Origin of the sequence: Pseudomonas sp. GM24 (genome assembly GCF_000282235.1) — a bacterium.
In the GTDB taxonomy this organism is placed as follows: domain Bacteria; phylum Pseudomonadota; class Gammaproteobacteria; order Pseudomonadales; family Pseudomonadaceae; genus Aquipseudomonas.
On record NZ_AKJR01000282.1, the window covers coordinates 1 to 14,224 of the forward strand.

Below are 14,224 nucleotides of genomic sequence, written 5' to 3' on the forward strand. Positions count from 1 at the left end.
GCTTCCCGTGACGCTCCGCGTCACAGCGGACGCGGAGCGTCCGTGGCTGCATTCCCACGCAGAGCGTGGGAACGATCAATGTTCAAGACGGCCAATTCATTGGCGTCAAAAAAACCTGTCGCGAATGATGGCACTTTGTCATAATGCCGCCCCTTTTCAACACCCGCCGCGCATTGCCGTGGTGGGACATCCCCGTTTTTCAAAAGGAATATTCAGTGAGAATGATCTCCCGGATGCTGGTTTCAGGCGTCGCGATTGCTGTGCTCGGCACGATTGCCGGCACACTCGCCGGTTGCGCCACCGAAAGCTCCCGCGCGCTGCCGGTGGCCAAGGTTGAAAGCGCCACTCAAGTCTGGACCGGCGTTCGTGTGCCAATGGCCGTGGGCAAGTTCGACAACCGTTCCAGCTACATGCGCGGGATCTTCTCCGACGGCGTTGACCGTCTCGGCGGTCAGGCCAAGACCATCCTCATCACCCACTTGCAGCAGACCAACCGCTTCAGCGTGCTGGATCGCGACAACATGGGTGAAATCCAGCAGGAAGCCGCGATCAAGGGCCAGGCCCAACGCTTGAAAGGCGCTGATTACGTGGTCACCGGTGACGTCACCGAGTTCGGCCGCAAAGAGACTGGCGATCACCAGTTGTTCGGCATTCTTGGTCGTGGCAAGACTCAAGTGGCCTACGCCAAGGTCAACCTGAACATCGTCAACATCAGCACTTCCGAAGTGGTCTATTCGACTCAGGGCGCTGGCGAGTACGCCTTGTCCAACCGCGAAATCATCGGCTTCGGCGGCACCGCTGCCTACGACTCCACCCTCAACGGCAAAGTACTGGATCTGGCCATGCGCGAGGCGATCAATCGTCTGGTCGATGGCATGAACGCCGGTGCCTGGAAACCGGGCAACTGATCGACGCCCATTGCAAGGAGCAAAACCCCATGACTCTGAATTTGTCGCGCTCGTTAATGGCGCTGACCCTGGCCGCCAGTGCCTTGCTGGCCGGCTGTGCCTCCGGCCCGCAAACCCTGTACCAGTGGGAAGGTTACGAGCCCCAGGTCTACGAATACTTCAAAGGCGAAGAGCCGAAAGAAGCCCAGGCCGAAGCGCTGGAACGTGACCTGCAGAAAATCCGCTCCACCGGCAAGGCCGTACCGCCGGGTTACCACGCGCACCTTGGCCTGCTCTATCTGAGCATGGGCAAGGACGACCAGATGGTGCAGCAGTTCAAAACCGAGAAAACCCTGTTCCCCGAATCCGGGACGTACATGGATTTCCTGCTCAAAAACGCCAAGAGCGGAGACGCGAAATGATCGCGCGCACCTTGAAACTGCTGGCCGCCGGTCTGGCCCTGACCGTGCTGGGTGGCTGCGTTGCGCCCAAGACCGTGGATTACTCGGCCTACAAACAGGCGCGGCCGAAAACCATTCTGGTGCTGCCTCCGCTGAACACTTCGCCGGATGTGAAGGCGTCGTACAGCCTGTTGTCGCAGGTGACCTTCCCGCTGGCCGAAGCCGGTTATTACGTGCTGCCGATCGCGCTGGTTGACGAGACGTTCCGCCAGAACGGTCTGACCACCCCGGACGACATCCATCAGGCCCCGCCGAGCAAACTGAAGGAGATCTTCGGTGCGGACGCGGCGCTGTACATCACCGTGACCGAATACGGTACGCGTTACATGGTGATCAGCAGCGAAACGGCAGTGACCGCGACGGCGAAACTGGTCGACCTGAAAAGCGGCACGACGCTGTGGACCGGTTCGGCCCGGGCGTCGAGCGAAGAGGGCGGCAATAGCAATGCCGGCGGTATCGTCGGCATGCTGATCTCGGCGGCAGTGAAGCAAATCATCAACAGCTCCACCGATGCCGGCTACCCGATTGCCGGTGTGGCGAGCAATCGTCTGCTTTCGGCCGGACACCGGGCAGGCCTGCTGTACGGCCCGCGTTCGCCGAAGTACGGCACTGACTGAAGCCGGTACTGATCGTTCCCACGCTTTGCGTGGGAACGATCAAACGCAGGAGTGAGCCTGCTCACCGCCCCCCTCCCAACACATGTGTCCTGCTTGCAACGAGCAGATAGATAGAGCGACGCCGCCCCCATGGGGGATCCGCAATCAACGTGCAATCAAGACCCTGCATCTCGACGCCGAAGGCTATATCCTGCGTGACACTCAGTTGCTCGACGTTAAAGGAGTGCCCAAATGACCGAAAAGAAACCGGAAACCACGGTCGACCGCGTCTACCAAGGTGTTTACGAGGCGATCAGCAAGCGTTCGTTGCGCCCTGGGATGAAGCTGGGCGAGGCCTCGCTGGCCGAGTTATTCAATGTCAGCCGCACGTCGGTGCGCGCCGCATTGAAGCAATTGGAGGCCGACGGACTGGTCACCACTGAGCCCAATAAAGGGGCATCGGTGTCGCTGCCGAGCAACGAAGAGATCCGTTCGCTGTTCGAAACCCGCCGCCTTATCGAAATCGGCATCGTCACTGAACTGTGCCGGCGCAAGGACACCGCCGCGATGCAGGACCTGCGTGAACACCTGCTGCTGGAAGATGAAGCGCACGCCGCTGGTGACCACGAGCGGCTGATTCATCTGCTCGGCGAGTTCCACATCAAACTGGCGCGCAGCCTGAATAATCCGGTGCTGCTCGACTGGTTCCAGAAGTTGATTTCCCGTGCCTCGTTGTATGCTGCGGCGCTGGACGACGACAGCCATGAAGTCTGCCGCGACGACGAGCACCTGCGTCTGATCGAATACATCGAGGCCGGTAATCAGAGCGCTGCCATCGAATTGACCTGCACGCATCTCAACGGCATCGAGAAGGCCATTCTCGACGTCGCCGCCAAAATGAAAACTGGCTACCATCCGCTCAAACACCTGATCGGGGTTTAGGCTTCGGGCGAGGATGAAATCGGCTATACCTCATATGAAACCAATACAACTGATGACGCTCGAAACAGACGGGCGTTGCGTCGTTATGGCGTCGCGATTTATCGGGCAATCACCACAGGACACTGAGTCAGTCGATGCAGTTTTTATCCGATAGCCATGGTTGTGAGGGCTGGAAAGGCGAAATGGCCGGGCGCATCAGTGCGTTCGACTGGAGCCACACCGAACTCGGCCCGTTGAACAGCTGGCCGGCCAGCCTGTGCAGTGCGGTGCAACTGATGCTGGCGTCGCCACTGCCGATGGTCATGCTCTGGGGCTATGCCGGATACATGATCTACAACGATGCCTATTCGAAGTTTGCCGGTGGTCGCCACCCCTATCTGCTCGGTTCGCCGGTAGAACTGGGCTGGCCGGAAGTCGCCGATTTCAACCGGCACGTGGTCGATACCTGCCTGGCCGGTGGCACCTTGTCGTTTCGCAATAAAGAGCTGGTGTTGTTGCGCGATGGCGTCCCCGAAGACGTCTGGATGGATCTGTATTACAGCCCGGTGGCCAATGATGACGGCAAGCCCGCCGGGGTCATGGCGATGGTGGTGGAAACCACCGAGTTCGTGCACTCCGAACGCCGGCGGCAGGCGGCGGAACAAGCCTACCGCGCCGACAATGAGCGGGTCCGTCTGGCGTTGAATGCCGGGGCCTTGCTTGGCTCGTTTGTCTGGGACGTGAAAAACAACACGCTCTCGGCAGACGAGCGTTTCGCCCGCACGTTCTCTTATCCGCCGGATCATGACCTGAGCAATCTGGCCCAGGACATTGCCGAGTCGCGCATCCATCCCGATGACCACGCCTGGGTACAAGAGCGCGTCGCCCATTCCGTGCAGACCGGTGAACCGTATAACGCCGAGTATCGCGTGCGGCGCAGTGACGGCAGTTATTCCTGGGTGCTGGCCAGTGGCGCCTGTGAGTTCGACGAACACGGCGCGCCGTTACGCTTTCCCGGCGTGTTGATCGACATCCACGAACGCAAGATCGCCGAAGAATCCCTGCTCAAATTTACCCGCAACCTTGAACAGCGCGTCGGCGAAGAGGTCGAGGCGCGGCTGGCGGCTGAAGAGCAGTTGCGCCAGTCGCAGAAGCTTGAAGCCATTGGCGGTCTCACCGGCGGCGTGGCCCATGACTTCAATAATCTGCTGCAAGTGATCGCCGGTAATCTGCATCTGCTCGCGCGCCACGAACCGAACAATGCCAACGTGCAACGCCGGGTCAGTGCCTCGCTGGCGGCGGTCGAGCGCGGTGCCAAGCTGTCCTCGCAATTGCTCGCGTTTGCCCGGCGCCAGCCGTTGTCGCCGGCAGTATGTAACCCGCGACAGATCTTCGAAGGTGTCGGCGAATTGCTGCAGCGAGCGCTGGGCGAAACCATTCAGATCGATGTGCAGCTGCCGCAGCAACCGTGGCATATCAACGTCGACCGCAACCAGCTGGAAAACGCCATTCTCAATCTGGCGATCAACGCTCGCGATGCGATGAAGGGCGAGGGCACCATTGCGCTCAGCGCTGCCAACGTGCGCCTCGATCGCGAGTTCTGCGCCGGTAAAGGCATCGTCCCCGGCGAGTTTGTCCGGGTCGCCGTCAGTGACAGCGGCGCCGGCATTGCGCCAGACATTCTCGAGCAGGTGTTTGAACCGTTTTTCACCACCAAGGCCGATGGCCAGGGCACCGGGCTGGGCCTGAGCATGGTGTTCGGCTTCGTCAAGCAGAGTGGCGGCCACGTCGAGATCGTCAGTACCGTCGGCGAGGGCACGCGGGTGCAGTTGTACTTCCCGCGCAGCCTGCGCCCGATCCTTGATGAATCGCCCAATCTGCAACGGCAGCAGAGTGGCGGCCACGAGACGATTCTGGTGGTTGAAGACAACGACGCGGTGCGCGCTTCGGCGGTCGAGTTGTTGCGCGAGGAGGGTTACCGCGTGTTGACCGCCGGCCACGGCGATGCGGCCATGCAAATGCTGCTGGAAGGTACCGAAGTCGACCTGATCTTCACCGACGTGGTCATGCCGGGGCTGATCAAAAGCTCCGACCTGTTCGCCTGGGCCAAGGTGCAGACGCCGCCGGTGGCGGTGCTGTTCACCTCCGGGCACACCCGCGACATCATCTCGCGCAATCACCAGTTGAGCCCCGACACCCATTTGCTCGGCAAACCGTACAGCCCCGAAGCCTTGTTGCAGATGATCCGGGTGGTTCTCGGCAACTGAGCGCTGAACATTCCTTTACCAAGGCAGGTCGATGACTTCCAAACGCACCTCCAAAGCGCCCACCGGCATGGTCCGGGTGCGCGGCGCCCGTGAACACAACCTGAAAAACATTGACGTCGACATCCCCCGCGATGCACTGGTGGTGTTTACCGGGGTGTCCGGTTCGGGCAAGTCGTCGCTGGCGTTCTCGACTTTGTATGCCGAAGCCCAGCGCCGTTACTTCGAATCGGTGGCGCCGTACGCGCGACGGCTGATCGATCAGGTTGGCGTACCGGATGTCGACTCGATTGAAGGCCTGCCGCCGGCCGTGGCCCTGCAACAGCAGCGTGGCACGCCGAGTACGCGCTCGTCGGTGGGCAGCGTGACGACGTTGTCGAGCCTGATTCGCATGCTCTATTCGCGCGCCGGCAGTTATCCGCCGGGGCAGCCGATGTTGTACGCCGAGGATTTTTCGCCGAACACCCCGCAAGGCGCCTGCCCGCAGTGTCATGGCCTCGGCCGCGTCTATGAAGTTACTGAGGCGCTGATGGTGCCCGATCCGAACCTGACCATCCGCCAGCGCGCGGTGGCGTCGTGGCCGCTGGCGTGGCAGGGGCAGAATCTGCGCGACATCCTCGTGACCATGGGTATCGACGTCGACATCCCGTGGAAAAAACTGCCGAAAAAACAGCGCGACTGGATTCTCTTCACCGAAGAAACCCCGACCGTGCCGGTGTACGCCGGGCTGTCCCCGGAAGAAACCCGCGTCGCCCTCAAACGCAAGATGGAGCCGAGTTATCAAGGCACCTTCACCGGCGCCCGGCGCTACATCCTGCACACCTTTACTCATTCGCAAAGTGCGCTGATGAAAAAGCGCGTTTCACAGTTCATGCTCGGCAGCCCTTGTCCGTTATGCGAAGGCAAACGCCTGAAACGTGAAGCGTTGTCGGTGACGTTTGCCGGGTACGACATTGGCGAATTGTCGCAGATGCCGTTATTGCAAGTGGCCGAGGTATTACGGCCAGTGGCGGCGGCCAGTTATCTGGAACATGCCGAAGAAACCGGCGAGACCTTGAGTCACGCGCAAACCCGCGAGGCCCGTCAGCAACGCGTGGCCCATGGCGCCAGCGGGCACGGCAGCGCGCCCGATGTGCGCCACACGCCAAATCTGTCGCTGGAGAAACGTCTGGCGGCGCAGCGTATTGCCGAGGATCTGCTGGAGCGCGTCAGCACGCTGACCGATCTGGGCCTCGGTTATCTGGCGCTGGAGCGCAGCACGCCAACGCTGTCGTCCGGTGAGTTGCAGCGCTTGCGCCTGGCGACACAATTGGGCTCGCAGTTGTTTGGTGTGATTTATGTGCTCGACGAACCTTCCGCCGGTTTGCATCCAGCCGATGGCGAAGCGTTGTTCGAAGCCTTGCAGCGCTTGAAGGCGGACGGCAACACGCTGTTTGTGGTCGAGCATGACCTGGAAACCATGCGCCGCGCCGACTGGCTGATCGATGTCGGCCCGGCAGCGGGCGAGCAGGGTGGGCAGGTGCTGTACAGCGGCCCGCCCGCCGGTCTGGCCGAGATCGAGCAATCGCAGACTCGTGCTTATCTGTTTGCCGAATCGCAACGTCAGACAAGAACGGCACGTAAACCGACGGCGTGGCTGAAACTTGAGGGCATCACCCGCAATAATCTGAACAACCTCAGTGCCGAATTTCCCTTGGGCTGCTTTACCTCGGTGACGGGCGTCTCCGGCTCCGGCAAGTCGAGCCTGGTCAGTCAGGCCTTGCTGGAACTGGTCGGCGCGCAGTTGGGGCGGCCGACGGTGGACAGCGAGCCGGAAGAACTCAGCCTCGAAGACGACGCCCCGCAGGTCAGCAGCGGTCAGGTCACGTCCGGGCTGGAGTCGATCAAGCGACTGGTGCAGGTCGACCAGAAACCCATCGGCCGTACGCCACGTTCCAATCTGGCGACTTACACCGGGTTGTTCGACAACGTACGCAAGCTCTACGCCGCGACCGACGCTGCACGGGCGGCGGGTTATGACGCTGGGCAGTTTTCCTTCAACGTCGCCAAGGGTCGTTGCGCCACGTGCGAAGGCGAAGGCTTTGTCAGTGTCGAGTTGTTGTTCATGCCCAGCGTTTATGCCCCGTGCCCAACCTGCCATGGCGCGCGGTACAACCCGCAGACCCTGGCGATTCTCTGGGAGGGTTTGAGCATCGCCCAGGTGCTGCAATTGACCGTCGAGGAAGCGGTGTCAGTGTTTTCCGAGCAAGCGGGGATTCGTCGTTCACTGGAAGTGCTGCGCGATATTGGCCTGGGTTATCTGCGCCTCGGGCAACCGGCCACGGAGCTGTCTGGCGGTGAAGCGCAGCGGATCAAACTGGCTACCGAGTTGCAGCGTAATCAGCGCGGCGCGACCTTGTATGTGCTGGATGAACCGACCACCGGGTTGCATCCGCGCGATGTCGATCGGCTGCTGGAGCAACTGGATACGCTGGTGACGGCGGGGCACACGGTGATCGTGGTCGAGCACGAAATGCGCGTGGTGGCGCAGAGTGACTGGGTGATCGACATCGGGCCGGGGGCGGGGGATCAGGGCGGCAGGATTGTCGTGGCGGGCACGCCGCAGAAGGTTGCGGCGAGCAAGAAGAGCCGGACGGCGCCGTTTCTGGCTCGGGCCCTGAATTAATAGATGCGGTGCTGCCACTGGCCTCATCGCTGGCAAGCCAGCTCCCACAGTTTTTTGCGGTGAATTCGAAGTATGGGTCCACCACAAGACCCCTGTAGGAGTGAGCCTGCTCGCGATAGCGGGGTGTCAGTCACAGATGAATTGGCTGACCTGACGCCATCGCGAGCAGGCTCACTCCTACAGTGGATCTATGTTCGACATCAGTTCCTGTGGGTGCTGCAGTCAGGCACCATCAAGGGTGCGGCGGACCTTGTCGAGCAACTCACTGATCTGAAACGGCTTGACCAGCATGTCCATGCCACTGCCCAGAAACACCTGACGATTGATCGCTGTCTCCGCATACCCGGTCATGAACAGAATCGGCAATCCCTCACGCCAACCGCGCGCAACATCCGCTAATTCACGACCGCTCATGCGCGGCAGGCCGACGTCGGTCAATAACAGGTTGATCGACGGATCATTCTGCAACCGCTCCAGCGCCGTTTCGATATCCGCCGCCTGGGTGCAGCGATAACCGGCGTCCTCCAGCACTTCAGTGACAAACATGCGCACCGACGGCATATCCTCGACAATCAGCACATGCTCACCGCTGCCTTGCGGATCGACCACGGGAGCAGGGATATCGGCCCCCGTCGGGTCGGTGCTGGCCGGCAACATGATCGTCACTTCGGTGCCGCGCCGCGCGACGCTGCGGATGTGTGCATCGCCACCCGACTGGCGGGCAAAACCATAGATCGTCGACAACCCCAGCCCCGTACCCTGGCCCAACGGTTTGGTGGTGAAAAACGGATCGAAGACCTTGTCGATGACATTGTGCTCGATGCCCGTACCGTCATCACGCACCGACAGCGCCACGTAAGCGCCATCGGCCAGATTCGGATCGCCATGGGAGTACGCGGCGTAAGTGTTGACCCATATATTGCCGCCCACCGGCAGGGCATCCCGGGCGTTGATCACCAGATTCAACACCGCGCTTTCCAGCTGCACCGGGTCAACCAGCGCGATGGCCGGTTTGCTGGTCAGCTCTAGCTTGAGGGTGATCCGCTCACCGATGGTGCGCATCAGCAATTCTTCCAGCGAACGGACTTGCTCGTTGATGTCGACCGGCCGTGTATCCAGCGGCTGCTGACGGGCGAAGGCCAGCAGACGATGGGTGAGCGACGCAGCACTCATCGCCGAATTCAGCGCCGCTTCGCTATAAAACTGCACTTTGTCCAGACGTTGATCGGCAACACGTTTCTGGATCAGCTCGAGGCTGGTGATGATCCCGGTCAGCAGGTTGTTGAAGTCATGGGCGATGCCGCCGGTGAGTTTGCCCAGCGCGTCCATTTTCTGCACCTGCAGCAACTGCGCCTCAGCACGCACGCGCTCGGCGGTCTCCTTGACCAGTTGCGTGGTGGTGTCATCCAAACGCGCCAGATGCGAGCGCTCGCGATGGCGATGCTCGGTGACGTCTTCGACAAACACCAGGCTCAGCTCTGGCGTGCGGTACGGCGAAATCTGCCATTCGGTCTCGCGAATTTCGCCCTGCACGCGCATGTTCAGCGTGCCTTTCCAGCGCTCGCCATCGACCAGACGCAAGCGCAGTTCATTGAGGATGGCGCTCTGATCCTCGGCGAAACATTCGCGCAAGGCTTGCGGATCCCGATTGTCGAGAATCAGTTGCGCGAAGGCATGGTTGCATTCGTGCACCTTGAGGCTGGCATCGAGCACCGCGATCGGTGCGGAGACGTTGACGAAAATCTCGCGAAACCGCGCTTCACTTTCGCGCAGGGCATTTTCCGTGTCGCGTACTCGCAGCAACGTGCGCAGGGTGGCCAGCAGCACATCCGGGTCAACCGGGTGAATCAGGTAGGCATCGGCACCGGCGTCGAGGCCGGTGATGATGTCGCCGGTCTGGATCGACGCAGCTGACACATGAATAACGGGTAGCAGCGCCGTGCGGGTATCTGCGCGCAGTTTGCGCACGATGTCGAAGCCGCTCATGTCCGGCAGATTGACGTCGAGAATCAACGCATCGAGCGCTTCGCTGTCGATCAGCGCCAGCCCCTCGCCGCCGGTGCCGGCCTCCAGCACCTCGTAGCCGTGACGCTCCAGCCGTCGGCGCAAGGCGTAGCGGGTGGCGACGTTGTCGTCGACGATCAACAGGCGGATGTCACGTTTCATCGACGTTCTCCAGAGCGATCGCCAGCGGAATGATCACGAAAAAGGTCGAGCCGACCCCCGGCGTGCTTTCCAGCCCGACTTCACCGCCGAGCAGGGCGGCGAAGCGTTTACACAGTGACAGGCCCAGCCCGGTGCCGCGCAGGCGTTTCTGCAACGGCGAGTCGACCTGGGAAAAGTCCTCGAACAATGCACCATGCAGCTCTGGTGCGATACCGATTCCGGTGTCACTGACGGCAAAGCGCACCTTGTCCGCACCTTCGAGCCGCGCGGAAACCCGCACTTCGCCACGGGTGGTGAACTTCAGCGAGTTGGAAATGAAATTGCGCAGAATCTGCGCGAGCTTCTTGTCGTCGGTGTACAGGCGCGGCAAACCGACCGGTTCCTCGAAGATCAGGTCCACGGCGCTGGCATCGACAATCGGCCGGAACATCCCGCGCAGGGCGGAGAACAGGTCGAACATGTCGAACCACGCCGGGGAAATGCTGATGCGCCCGGCCTCGATCTTCGCCAGATCGAGCAGGTCATCGACCATGTCGCTGAGTTCGCGCGCAGCGGTGCTGACGAACGCTACCTGTTTGTGTTGCTCGGGACTGAGCGGGCCGTCGAGTTCGTCGGCGAGCAGGCTGTTGATGCTCAGGATCGAACCCAGTGGCGTGCGGAACTCATGGCTCATGTACGACAGGAAACGGCTTTTCAAGTCCGAGGCCTGGCGCAATTCCTCAGCCTGTATGTCGAGTTCGGCGTACAGGGCCAGCACACCCTGATTGGTTTCATCGAGTTCTTCGCGCAGGGCCGCGGTTTCGCTCTGCAACTGGGCGATCAGCGCGGACTGCTCGGCACTGCTCAGAATCGGCGACTCAGCCATGGGCGGCCTCCAGGGCAACGACCAGCACCGTTACATCGTCGCGTCCGCGACAGAAGTCGCGGTGCAGGACGCTGGCTATCACGGCGGGATGGCGGTGCACCAGACCGGGGTAGTCTTGAAGGTTCCAACGGGACTGCAAGCCGTCGCTGTACATGATCAATAGATGTCCGTTCACGTGAGCATAGTCAAAAGGCCGGGCTTTCCGGTATTGCACGCCGACAATGCCCGGGTGCGAGGCGAGGCCACGGGATTTGTCGGCGTTGATCAGGCTGGCGCCGATGTTGCCGACGCCGGCGAAGGTCAGGCTGTCGCGCCGTGCATCGAATTGGGCAAACGCGACAGCGCCGCCGCGAGTACCGATCATGTCGCGGTGCATGTCTTCCATCAGCATCACCGGCTCGGCAAAAGGCATCAGAGCGAAGGTTTGCGCTCCGGCCCGCCCGGCGCGTTCGGCGTCTTCACCGTGACCGAGGCCGTCGATGATCAGCGCGCTGACGCTGCCGTTGTCATACGCCAGGTGCCAGACATCGCCGCAGGCGGGATCGTTGTGCAGCGAGTGCTGGCTGACTCCAAAATGCATGTCCGGTTCGCGATCCGAGCGAGGATAAAACCGGGCCAGTAACACCGCGCCACGGGCATCCGCGTACACATCAAACACTTCAGCCTGGCGTGATATCGAGCCGAGGCCAATGCCTTGGGTGCCTCCGGTGGAGAAGCCGTCGGGCATACAGGCCTGCAAATCAAACCCCTGAGCACGGTCGATAGCGAGCAACTCAATGCCGAAACCATCAATGCGCGGCAGCACCCGCAGGTGCATCTCACCGTGGTTGGCGTGCTTGAGCACGTTACTCGCCAGCTCCGTCGCCACCAATGCCACACGCCCGGCATCGCGCTCGTCGAAGCCATGCTGTTCGGCCAATTGTTGCGCCGTACGCCGTGCGTAGCCGATCTGGCTGCTGTCCTCGATCAGTAAAACCTGGGTCATCGACCCGCTGATATTCATGTCCATCGGGTAATCGTTATTCGTGTGCCCTTGCCGGGCTCTGTTTCCAGTTCGAACTCTTCAACCAAGCGTTTCGCCCCGGTCAGGCCCAGGCCCATGCCGCTGCCGGACGTCCAACCGTCAGTCATCGCCAGTTTGATATCGGCAATACCCGGACCTTCATCGCGAAACGTCAGGCGCAGACCGACTTTGTGATCCTCATCGAGGATCTGCCAGTCCATGTCGCCGCCACCACCGTAAACCATGGTGTTACGCGCCAGTTCGCTGACCGCCGTGACCATTTTCGTCAGGTCGATCAGGCGCATCCCGCATTCGGTGGCCAGTTTGCGTGCGGTCTGGCGCGCGAGCACGACATCCTGCTCGATGTGGATGGGTTGAGTACCGCTGCTGCGTACGGTCATTGCCGGTCTACTCGTTCCTGCAGCAGCTTCATTCCGCGCTCGACGTTCAATGCCGTGCTGACACCGGGCAGGGTCAGGCCGAGTTCGACCAGGGTGATCGCCACGGCCGGCTGCATGCCGACCAGCATGGTTTCGGCGTCCATGATTTTCGACAGGCCGGAGATCGTGCTGATCATCCGGCCAATGAACGAGTCGACCATGTCCAGCGCCGAGATGTCGATCAACACCCCGCGCGCCGAGGTCTTGCTGATGCGCTCGGACAAGTCGTCCTGCAAGGTGAGGGCGAGCTGGTCATGCATGTCGACCTGAATGGTCACCAGCAGGAACTTGCCCATCTGGAGAATCGGGATACGTTCCATGTTTATACCGTCTTGACGAGGCTGACACCCAGACGGGTCAGGGCCAGTTTCAACGCGTCGGCCAGATTGGCCTTGGTCACCACGCCTTGCAGGTCGAGACCGAGGTGGACGATGGTTTGCGCAATTTGCGGACGCACACCACTGATGATGCAGTCGGCGCCCATCAGGCGGATTGCGGTCACGGTTTTCAGCAGGTGTTGCGCGACCAGGGTGTCGACGGTCGGCACGCCGGTGATGTCGATGATGGCGATTTCCGAACCGGTGTCGACGATGCGTTGCAGCAGCGACTCCATCACCACTTGCGTGCGCTGCGAATCGAGGGTGCCGATCATTGGCAGGGCGAGTACGCCGTCCCACAGCTTGACCACCGGGGTCGACAGCTCCAGCAGTTCTTCCTGCTGACGCTTGATCACCGCCTCGCGGGATTTCTGGAAGGTGCGGATGGTGTGCATGCCGAAGGCGTCGAGCAGTTCCGAGACTTCCCAGAGCTGTTCGGCGAGCAGCGCAGGCTGGTCTTTGTAATGGTTCTGCAGCAGGTTAAACAGCGGGCCTTTGAGGGCGAAGATGAAACTGGCGGTCTGCTGCGAATCCTGGCCGAGCAGTGCGCGGCTGTGGGAGAGCTTTTCGAGAAACTGGCGGGTGGTCTCCCAACCGGGTGCGGCGATGTTGGTGCCGTTGTCGTTCTCGATGCCACTGACCACCAGTTGCAGGAATTCCGTGGTCTGTTGCTGCAGATCGTGCTCTTTCAGGTTACGCGTGGCGCCGCTGGCTTGCAGGCCGTTGATCCATTCGCCCAGCAGTTGTGCTTGTTTGTTTTTCATCGCATCGAGTGTGCTGTTCTGCAGTGCTGCCATGTGCCTGTTGCTCCGTCGCGAATTAGGGGGCGGTCGTGAAAATGATCGCCGCGAAGTGATCGACATTTGCCGTTCGAAATAGTTGTTCGTTCACGCACGTATATTTTTTGATCTGGCGCAAGGAACGTCCCGGTAACTCTAGTCGGCGTGGCCGGGCGCGGCGAAGTTTTGAACGTTGGCGTGGGGCAGGCTTCGAATCTTTGACACCCGGCGGATGTGCGCCGGGGTGTTTGACCAACGAGGTGGCCATGAACGAGCAAACGAAGCAGCAGAGCCAATCTGGCGAACCGATCAATCGCAATGATCCGGCTATCGACCCGCAGGTGCCGGGGCAGCCGGTGCCGACGCAGCAGCAGGGCGATGGCGGGCAGGCGCAGAGTGGCGATCCGGCGGTGGATCAGAAGAACAAGCACACGGACAACGACAATGAGTTCAGCCCGGGCTTCGAGCCAAAACCGGACCGGGCTAAGCCGGGCGAGGAGACCGATGCTGATATTGATACGGATGGCGGTTGATTTCGGCGGATATGACAAGGCCGCATCTATTGAATGCGGCCTTTTTTTTGCTTTGGATTTATGAAGTTGCGGACATCGATCCCCCTCACCCCAGCCCTCTCCCCTAAGGGGGCGAGGGGGAAGGGAGCCGATCTCGGTGCTTTTCAAAAGCTCAGTTCAGCTCGAGATTTCAGATCGGGGGCTGTTCAGAACCTGCGTTCGGCTCAAAACGTTCAGGTCGGCGTAACTCGAGCATCCACCTCGGTCGGCTCCCTCTCCCTCCGGGAG

13 protein-coding genes are annotated in these 14,224 nt (G+C 61.0%); 7 read left to right on the plus strand and 6 right to left on the minus strand.

Features of this window, described 5'->3' with window-relative positions; all coding sequences use genetic code 11:
* Positions 1-221: 221 nt before the first annotated feature.
* The 6 genes from PMI23_RS26590 to PMI23_RS26615 all read left to right on the plus strand — a co-directional run bounded on the left by PMI23_RS26590 (position 222) and on the right by PMI23_RS26615 (position 7,794).
* Positions 222-908 (plus strand): CsgG/HfaB family protein, encoded by a 687-nt coding sequence (locus tag PMI23_RS26590; protein ID WP_161986630.1) that lies wholly within the window; start codon positions 222-224, stop codon positions 906-908.
* Between the two features lie 29 nt (positions 909-937).
* Complete coding sequence (locus PMI23_RS26595) at positions 938-1,309, plus strand: DUF4810 domain-containing protein (RefSeq protein ID WP_007912524.1); 372 nt, start codon at positions 938-940, stop codon at positions 1,307-1,309.
* Positions 1,306-1,965 carry a DUF799 domain-containing protein gene (locus PMI23_RS26600; RefSeq protein WP_007912525.1) on the plus strand — a complete coding sequence of 220 codons (660 nt, stop codon included), beginning with the start codon at positions 1,306-1,308 and terminating at the stop codon, positions 1,963-1,965. Before PMI23_RS26595 ends, PMI23_RS26600 begins: the two co-directional genes overlap by 4 nt.
* A 231-nt stretch (positions 1,966-2,196) precedes the next feature.
* Complete coding sequence (locus PMI23_RS26605) at positions 2,197-2,886, plus strand: GntR family transcriptional regulator (protein ID WP_007912527.1); 690 nt, start codon at positions 2,197-2,199, stop codon at positions 2,884-2,886.
* A gap of 134 nt (positions 2,887-3,020) precedes the next feature.
* On the plus strand, positions 3,021-5,132 hold the full coding sequence (locus PMI23_RS26610) for a hybrid sensor histidine kinase/response regulator (protein WP_007912529.1): 2,112 nt from the start codon (positions 3,021-3,023) through the stop codon (positions 5,130-5,132).
* A 31-nt stretch (positions 5,133-5,163) separates the two neighbouring features.
* The gene (locus PMI23_RS26615; protein WP_007912530.1) at positions 5,164-7,794 is read left to right on the plus strand and encodes an excinuclease ABC subunit UvrA; all 2,631 of its coding nucleotides are present in this window, start codon (positions 5,164-5,166) and stop codon (positions 7,792-7,794) included.
* Positions 7,795-8,016: 222 nt separating this feature from the next.
* Here the strand turns inward: PMI23_RS26615 and PMI23_RS26620 are convergent, their stop codons facing one another.
* From PMI23_RS26620 to PMI23_RS26645, 6 genes are read right to left on the minus strand one after another with little or no spacing between them, the layout of a single operon-like run.
* Positions 8,017-9,960, minus strand: coding sequence for a response regulator (locus PMI23_RS26620; RefSeq protein ID WP_007912531.1), 1,944 nt, complete (start codon positions 9,958-9,960; stop codon positions 8,017-8,019).
* Positions 9,950-10,825: a sensor histidine kinase gene (locus tag PMI23_RS26625; RefSeq protein ID WP_007912532.1), complete on the minus strand. Its 876-nt coding sequence runs from the start codon at positions 10,823-10,825 to the stop codon at positions 9,950-9,952. Before PMI23_RS26625 ends, PMI23_RS26620 begins: the two co-directional genes overlap by 11 nt.
* Positions 10,818-11,828: an ATP-binding protein gene (locus PMI23_RS26630; protein ID WP_007912535.1), complete on the minus strand. Its 1,011-nt coding sequence runs from the start codon at positions 11,826-11,828 to the stop codon at positions 10,818-10,820. Before PMI23_RS26630 ends, PMI23_RS26625 begins: the two co-directional genes overlap by 8 nt.
* Positions 11,825-12,229, minus strand: coding sequence for an anti-sigma regulatory factor (locus PMI23_RS26635; protein ID WP_007912537.1), 405 nt, complete (start codon positions 12,227-12,229; stop codon positions 11,825-11,827). Before PMI23_RS26635 ends, PMI23_RS26630 begins: the two co-directional genes overlap by 4 nt.
* Positions 12,226-12,588 carry an STAS domain-containing protein gene (locus PMI23_RS26640; RefSeq protein ID WP_007912539.1) on the minus strand — a complete coding sequence of 121 codons (363 nt, stop codon included), beginning with the start codon at positions 12,586-12,588 and terminating at the stop codon, positions 12,226-12,228. The genes PMI23_RS26635 and PMI23_RS26640 overlap by 4 nt, the downstream gene beginning before the upstream one ends.
* A 2-nt stretch (positions 12,589-12,590) precedes the next feature.
* Entirely contained in the window at positions 12,591-13,442 is an 852-nt protein-coding gene (locus PMI23_RS26645; RefSeq protein ID WP_007912541.1) for an STAS domain-containing protein, read from the minus strand.
* 248 nt (positions 13,443-13,690) lie between these two features.
* On the opposite strand from PMI23_RS26645, the gene PMI23_RS26650 reads away from it, so the two are divergent.
* Positions 13,691-13,957 (plus strand): hypothetical protein, encoded by a 267-nt coding sequence (locus PMI23_RS26650; protein ID WP_007912542.1) that lies wholly within the window; start codon positions 13,691-13,693, stop codon positions 13,955-13,957.
* Positions 13,958-14,224: the final 267 nt, after the last annotated feature.

What these genes read in the sequence shown, in the direction of transcription:
- PMI23_RS26590 (WP_161986630.1), top strand. Translation starts at nt 222, where the DNA reads ATGATCTCCCGGATGCTGGTTTCAGGCGTCGCGATTGCTGTGCTCGGC.
- PMI23_RS26595 (WP_007912524.1), top strand. Translation starts at nt 938, where the DNA reads ATGACTCTGAATTTGTCGCGCTCGTTAATGGCGCTGACCCTGGCCGCC.
- PMI23_RS26600 (WP_007912525.1), top strand. Translation starts at nt 1,306, where the DNA reads ATGATCGCGCGCACCTTGAAACTGCTGGCCGCCGGTCTGGCCCTGACC.
- PMI23_RS26605 (WP_007912527.1), top strand. Translation starts at nt 2,197, where the DNA reads ATGACCGAAAAGAAACCGGAAACCACGGTCGACCGCGTCTACCAAGGT.
- PMI23_RS26610 (WP_007912529.1), top strand. Translation starts at nt 3,021, where the DNA reads ATGCAGTTTTTATCCGATAGCCATGGTTGTGAGGGCTGGAAAGGCGAA.
- PMI23_RS26615 (WP_007912530.1), top strand. Translation starts at nt 5,164, where the DNA reads ATGACTTCCAAACGCACCTCCAAAGCGCCCACCGGCATGGTCCGGGTG.
- PMI23_RS26620 (WP_007912531.1), bottom strand. Translation starts at nt 9,960, where the DNA reads ATGAAACGTGACATCCGCCTGTTGATCGTCGACGACAACGTCGCCACC.
- PMI23_RS26625 (WP_007912532.1), bottom strand. Translation starts at nt 10,825, where the DNA reads ATGGCTGAGTCGCCGATTCTGAGCAGTGCCGAGCAGTCCGCGCTGATC.
- PMI23_RS26630 (WP_007912535.1), bottom strand. Translation starts at nt 11,828, where the DNA reads ATGAATATCAGCGGGTCGATGACCCAGGTTTTACTGATCGAGGACAGC.
- PMI23_RS26635 (WP_007912537.1), bottom strand. Translation starts at nt 12,229, where the DNA reads ATGACCGTACGCAGCAGCGGTACTCAACCCATCCACATCGAGCAGGAT.
- PMI23_RS26640 (WP_007912539.1), bottom strand. Translation starts at nt 12,588, where the DNA reads ATGGAACGTATCCCGATTCTCCAGATGGGCAAGTTCCTGCTGGTGACC.
- PMI23_RS26645 (WP_007912541.1), bottom strand. Translation starts at nt 13,442, where the DNA reads ATGGCAGCACTGCAGAACAGCACACTCGATGCGATGAAAAACAAACAA.
- PMI23_RS26650 (WP_007912542.1), top strand. Translation starts at nt 13,691, where the DNA reads ATGAACGAGCAAACGAAGCAGCAGAGCCAATCTGGCGAACCGATCAAT.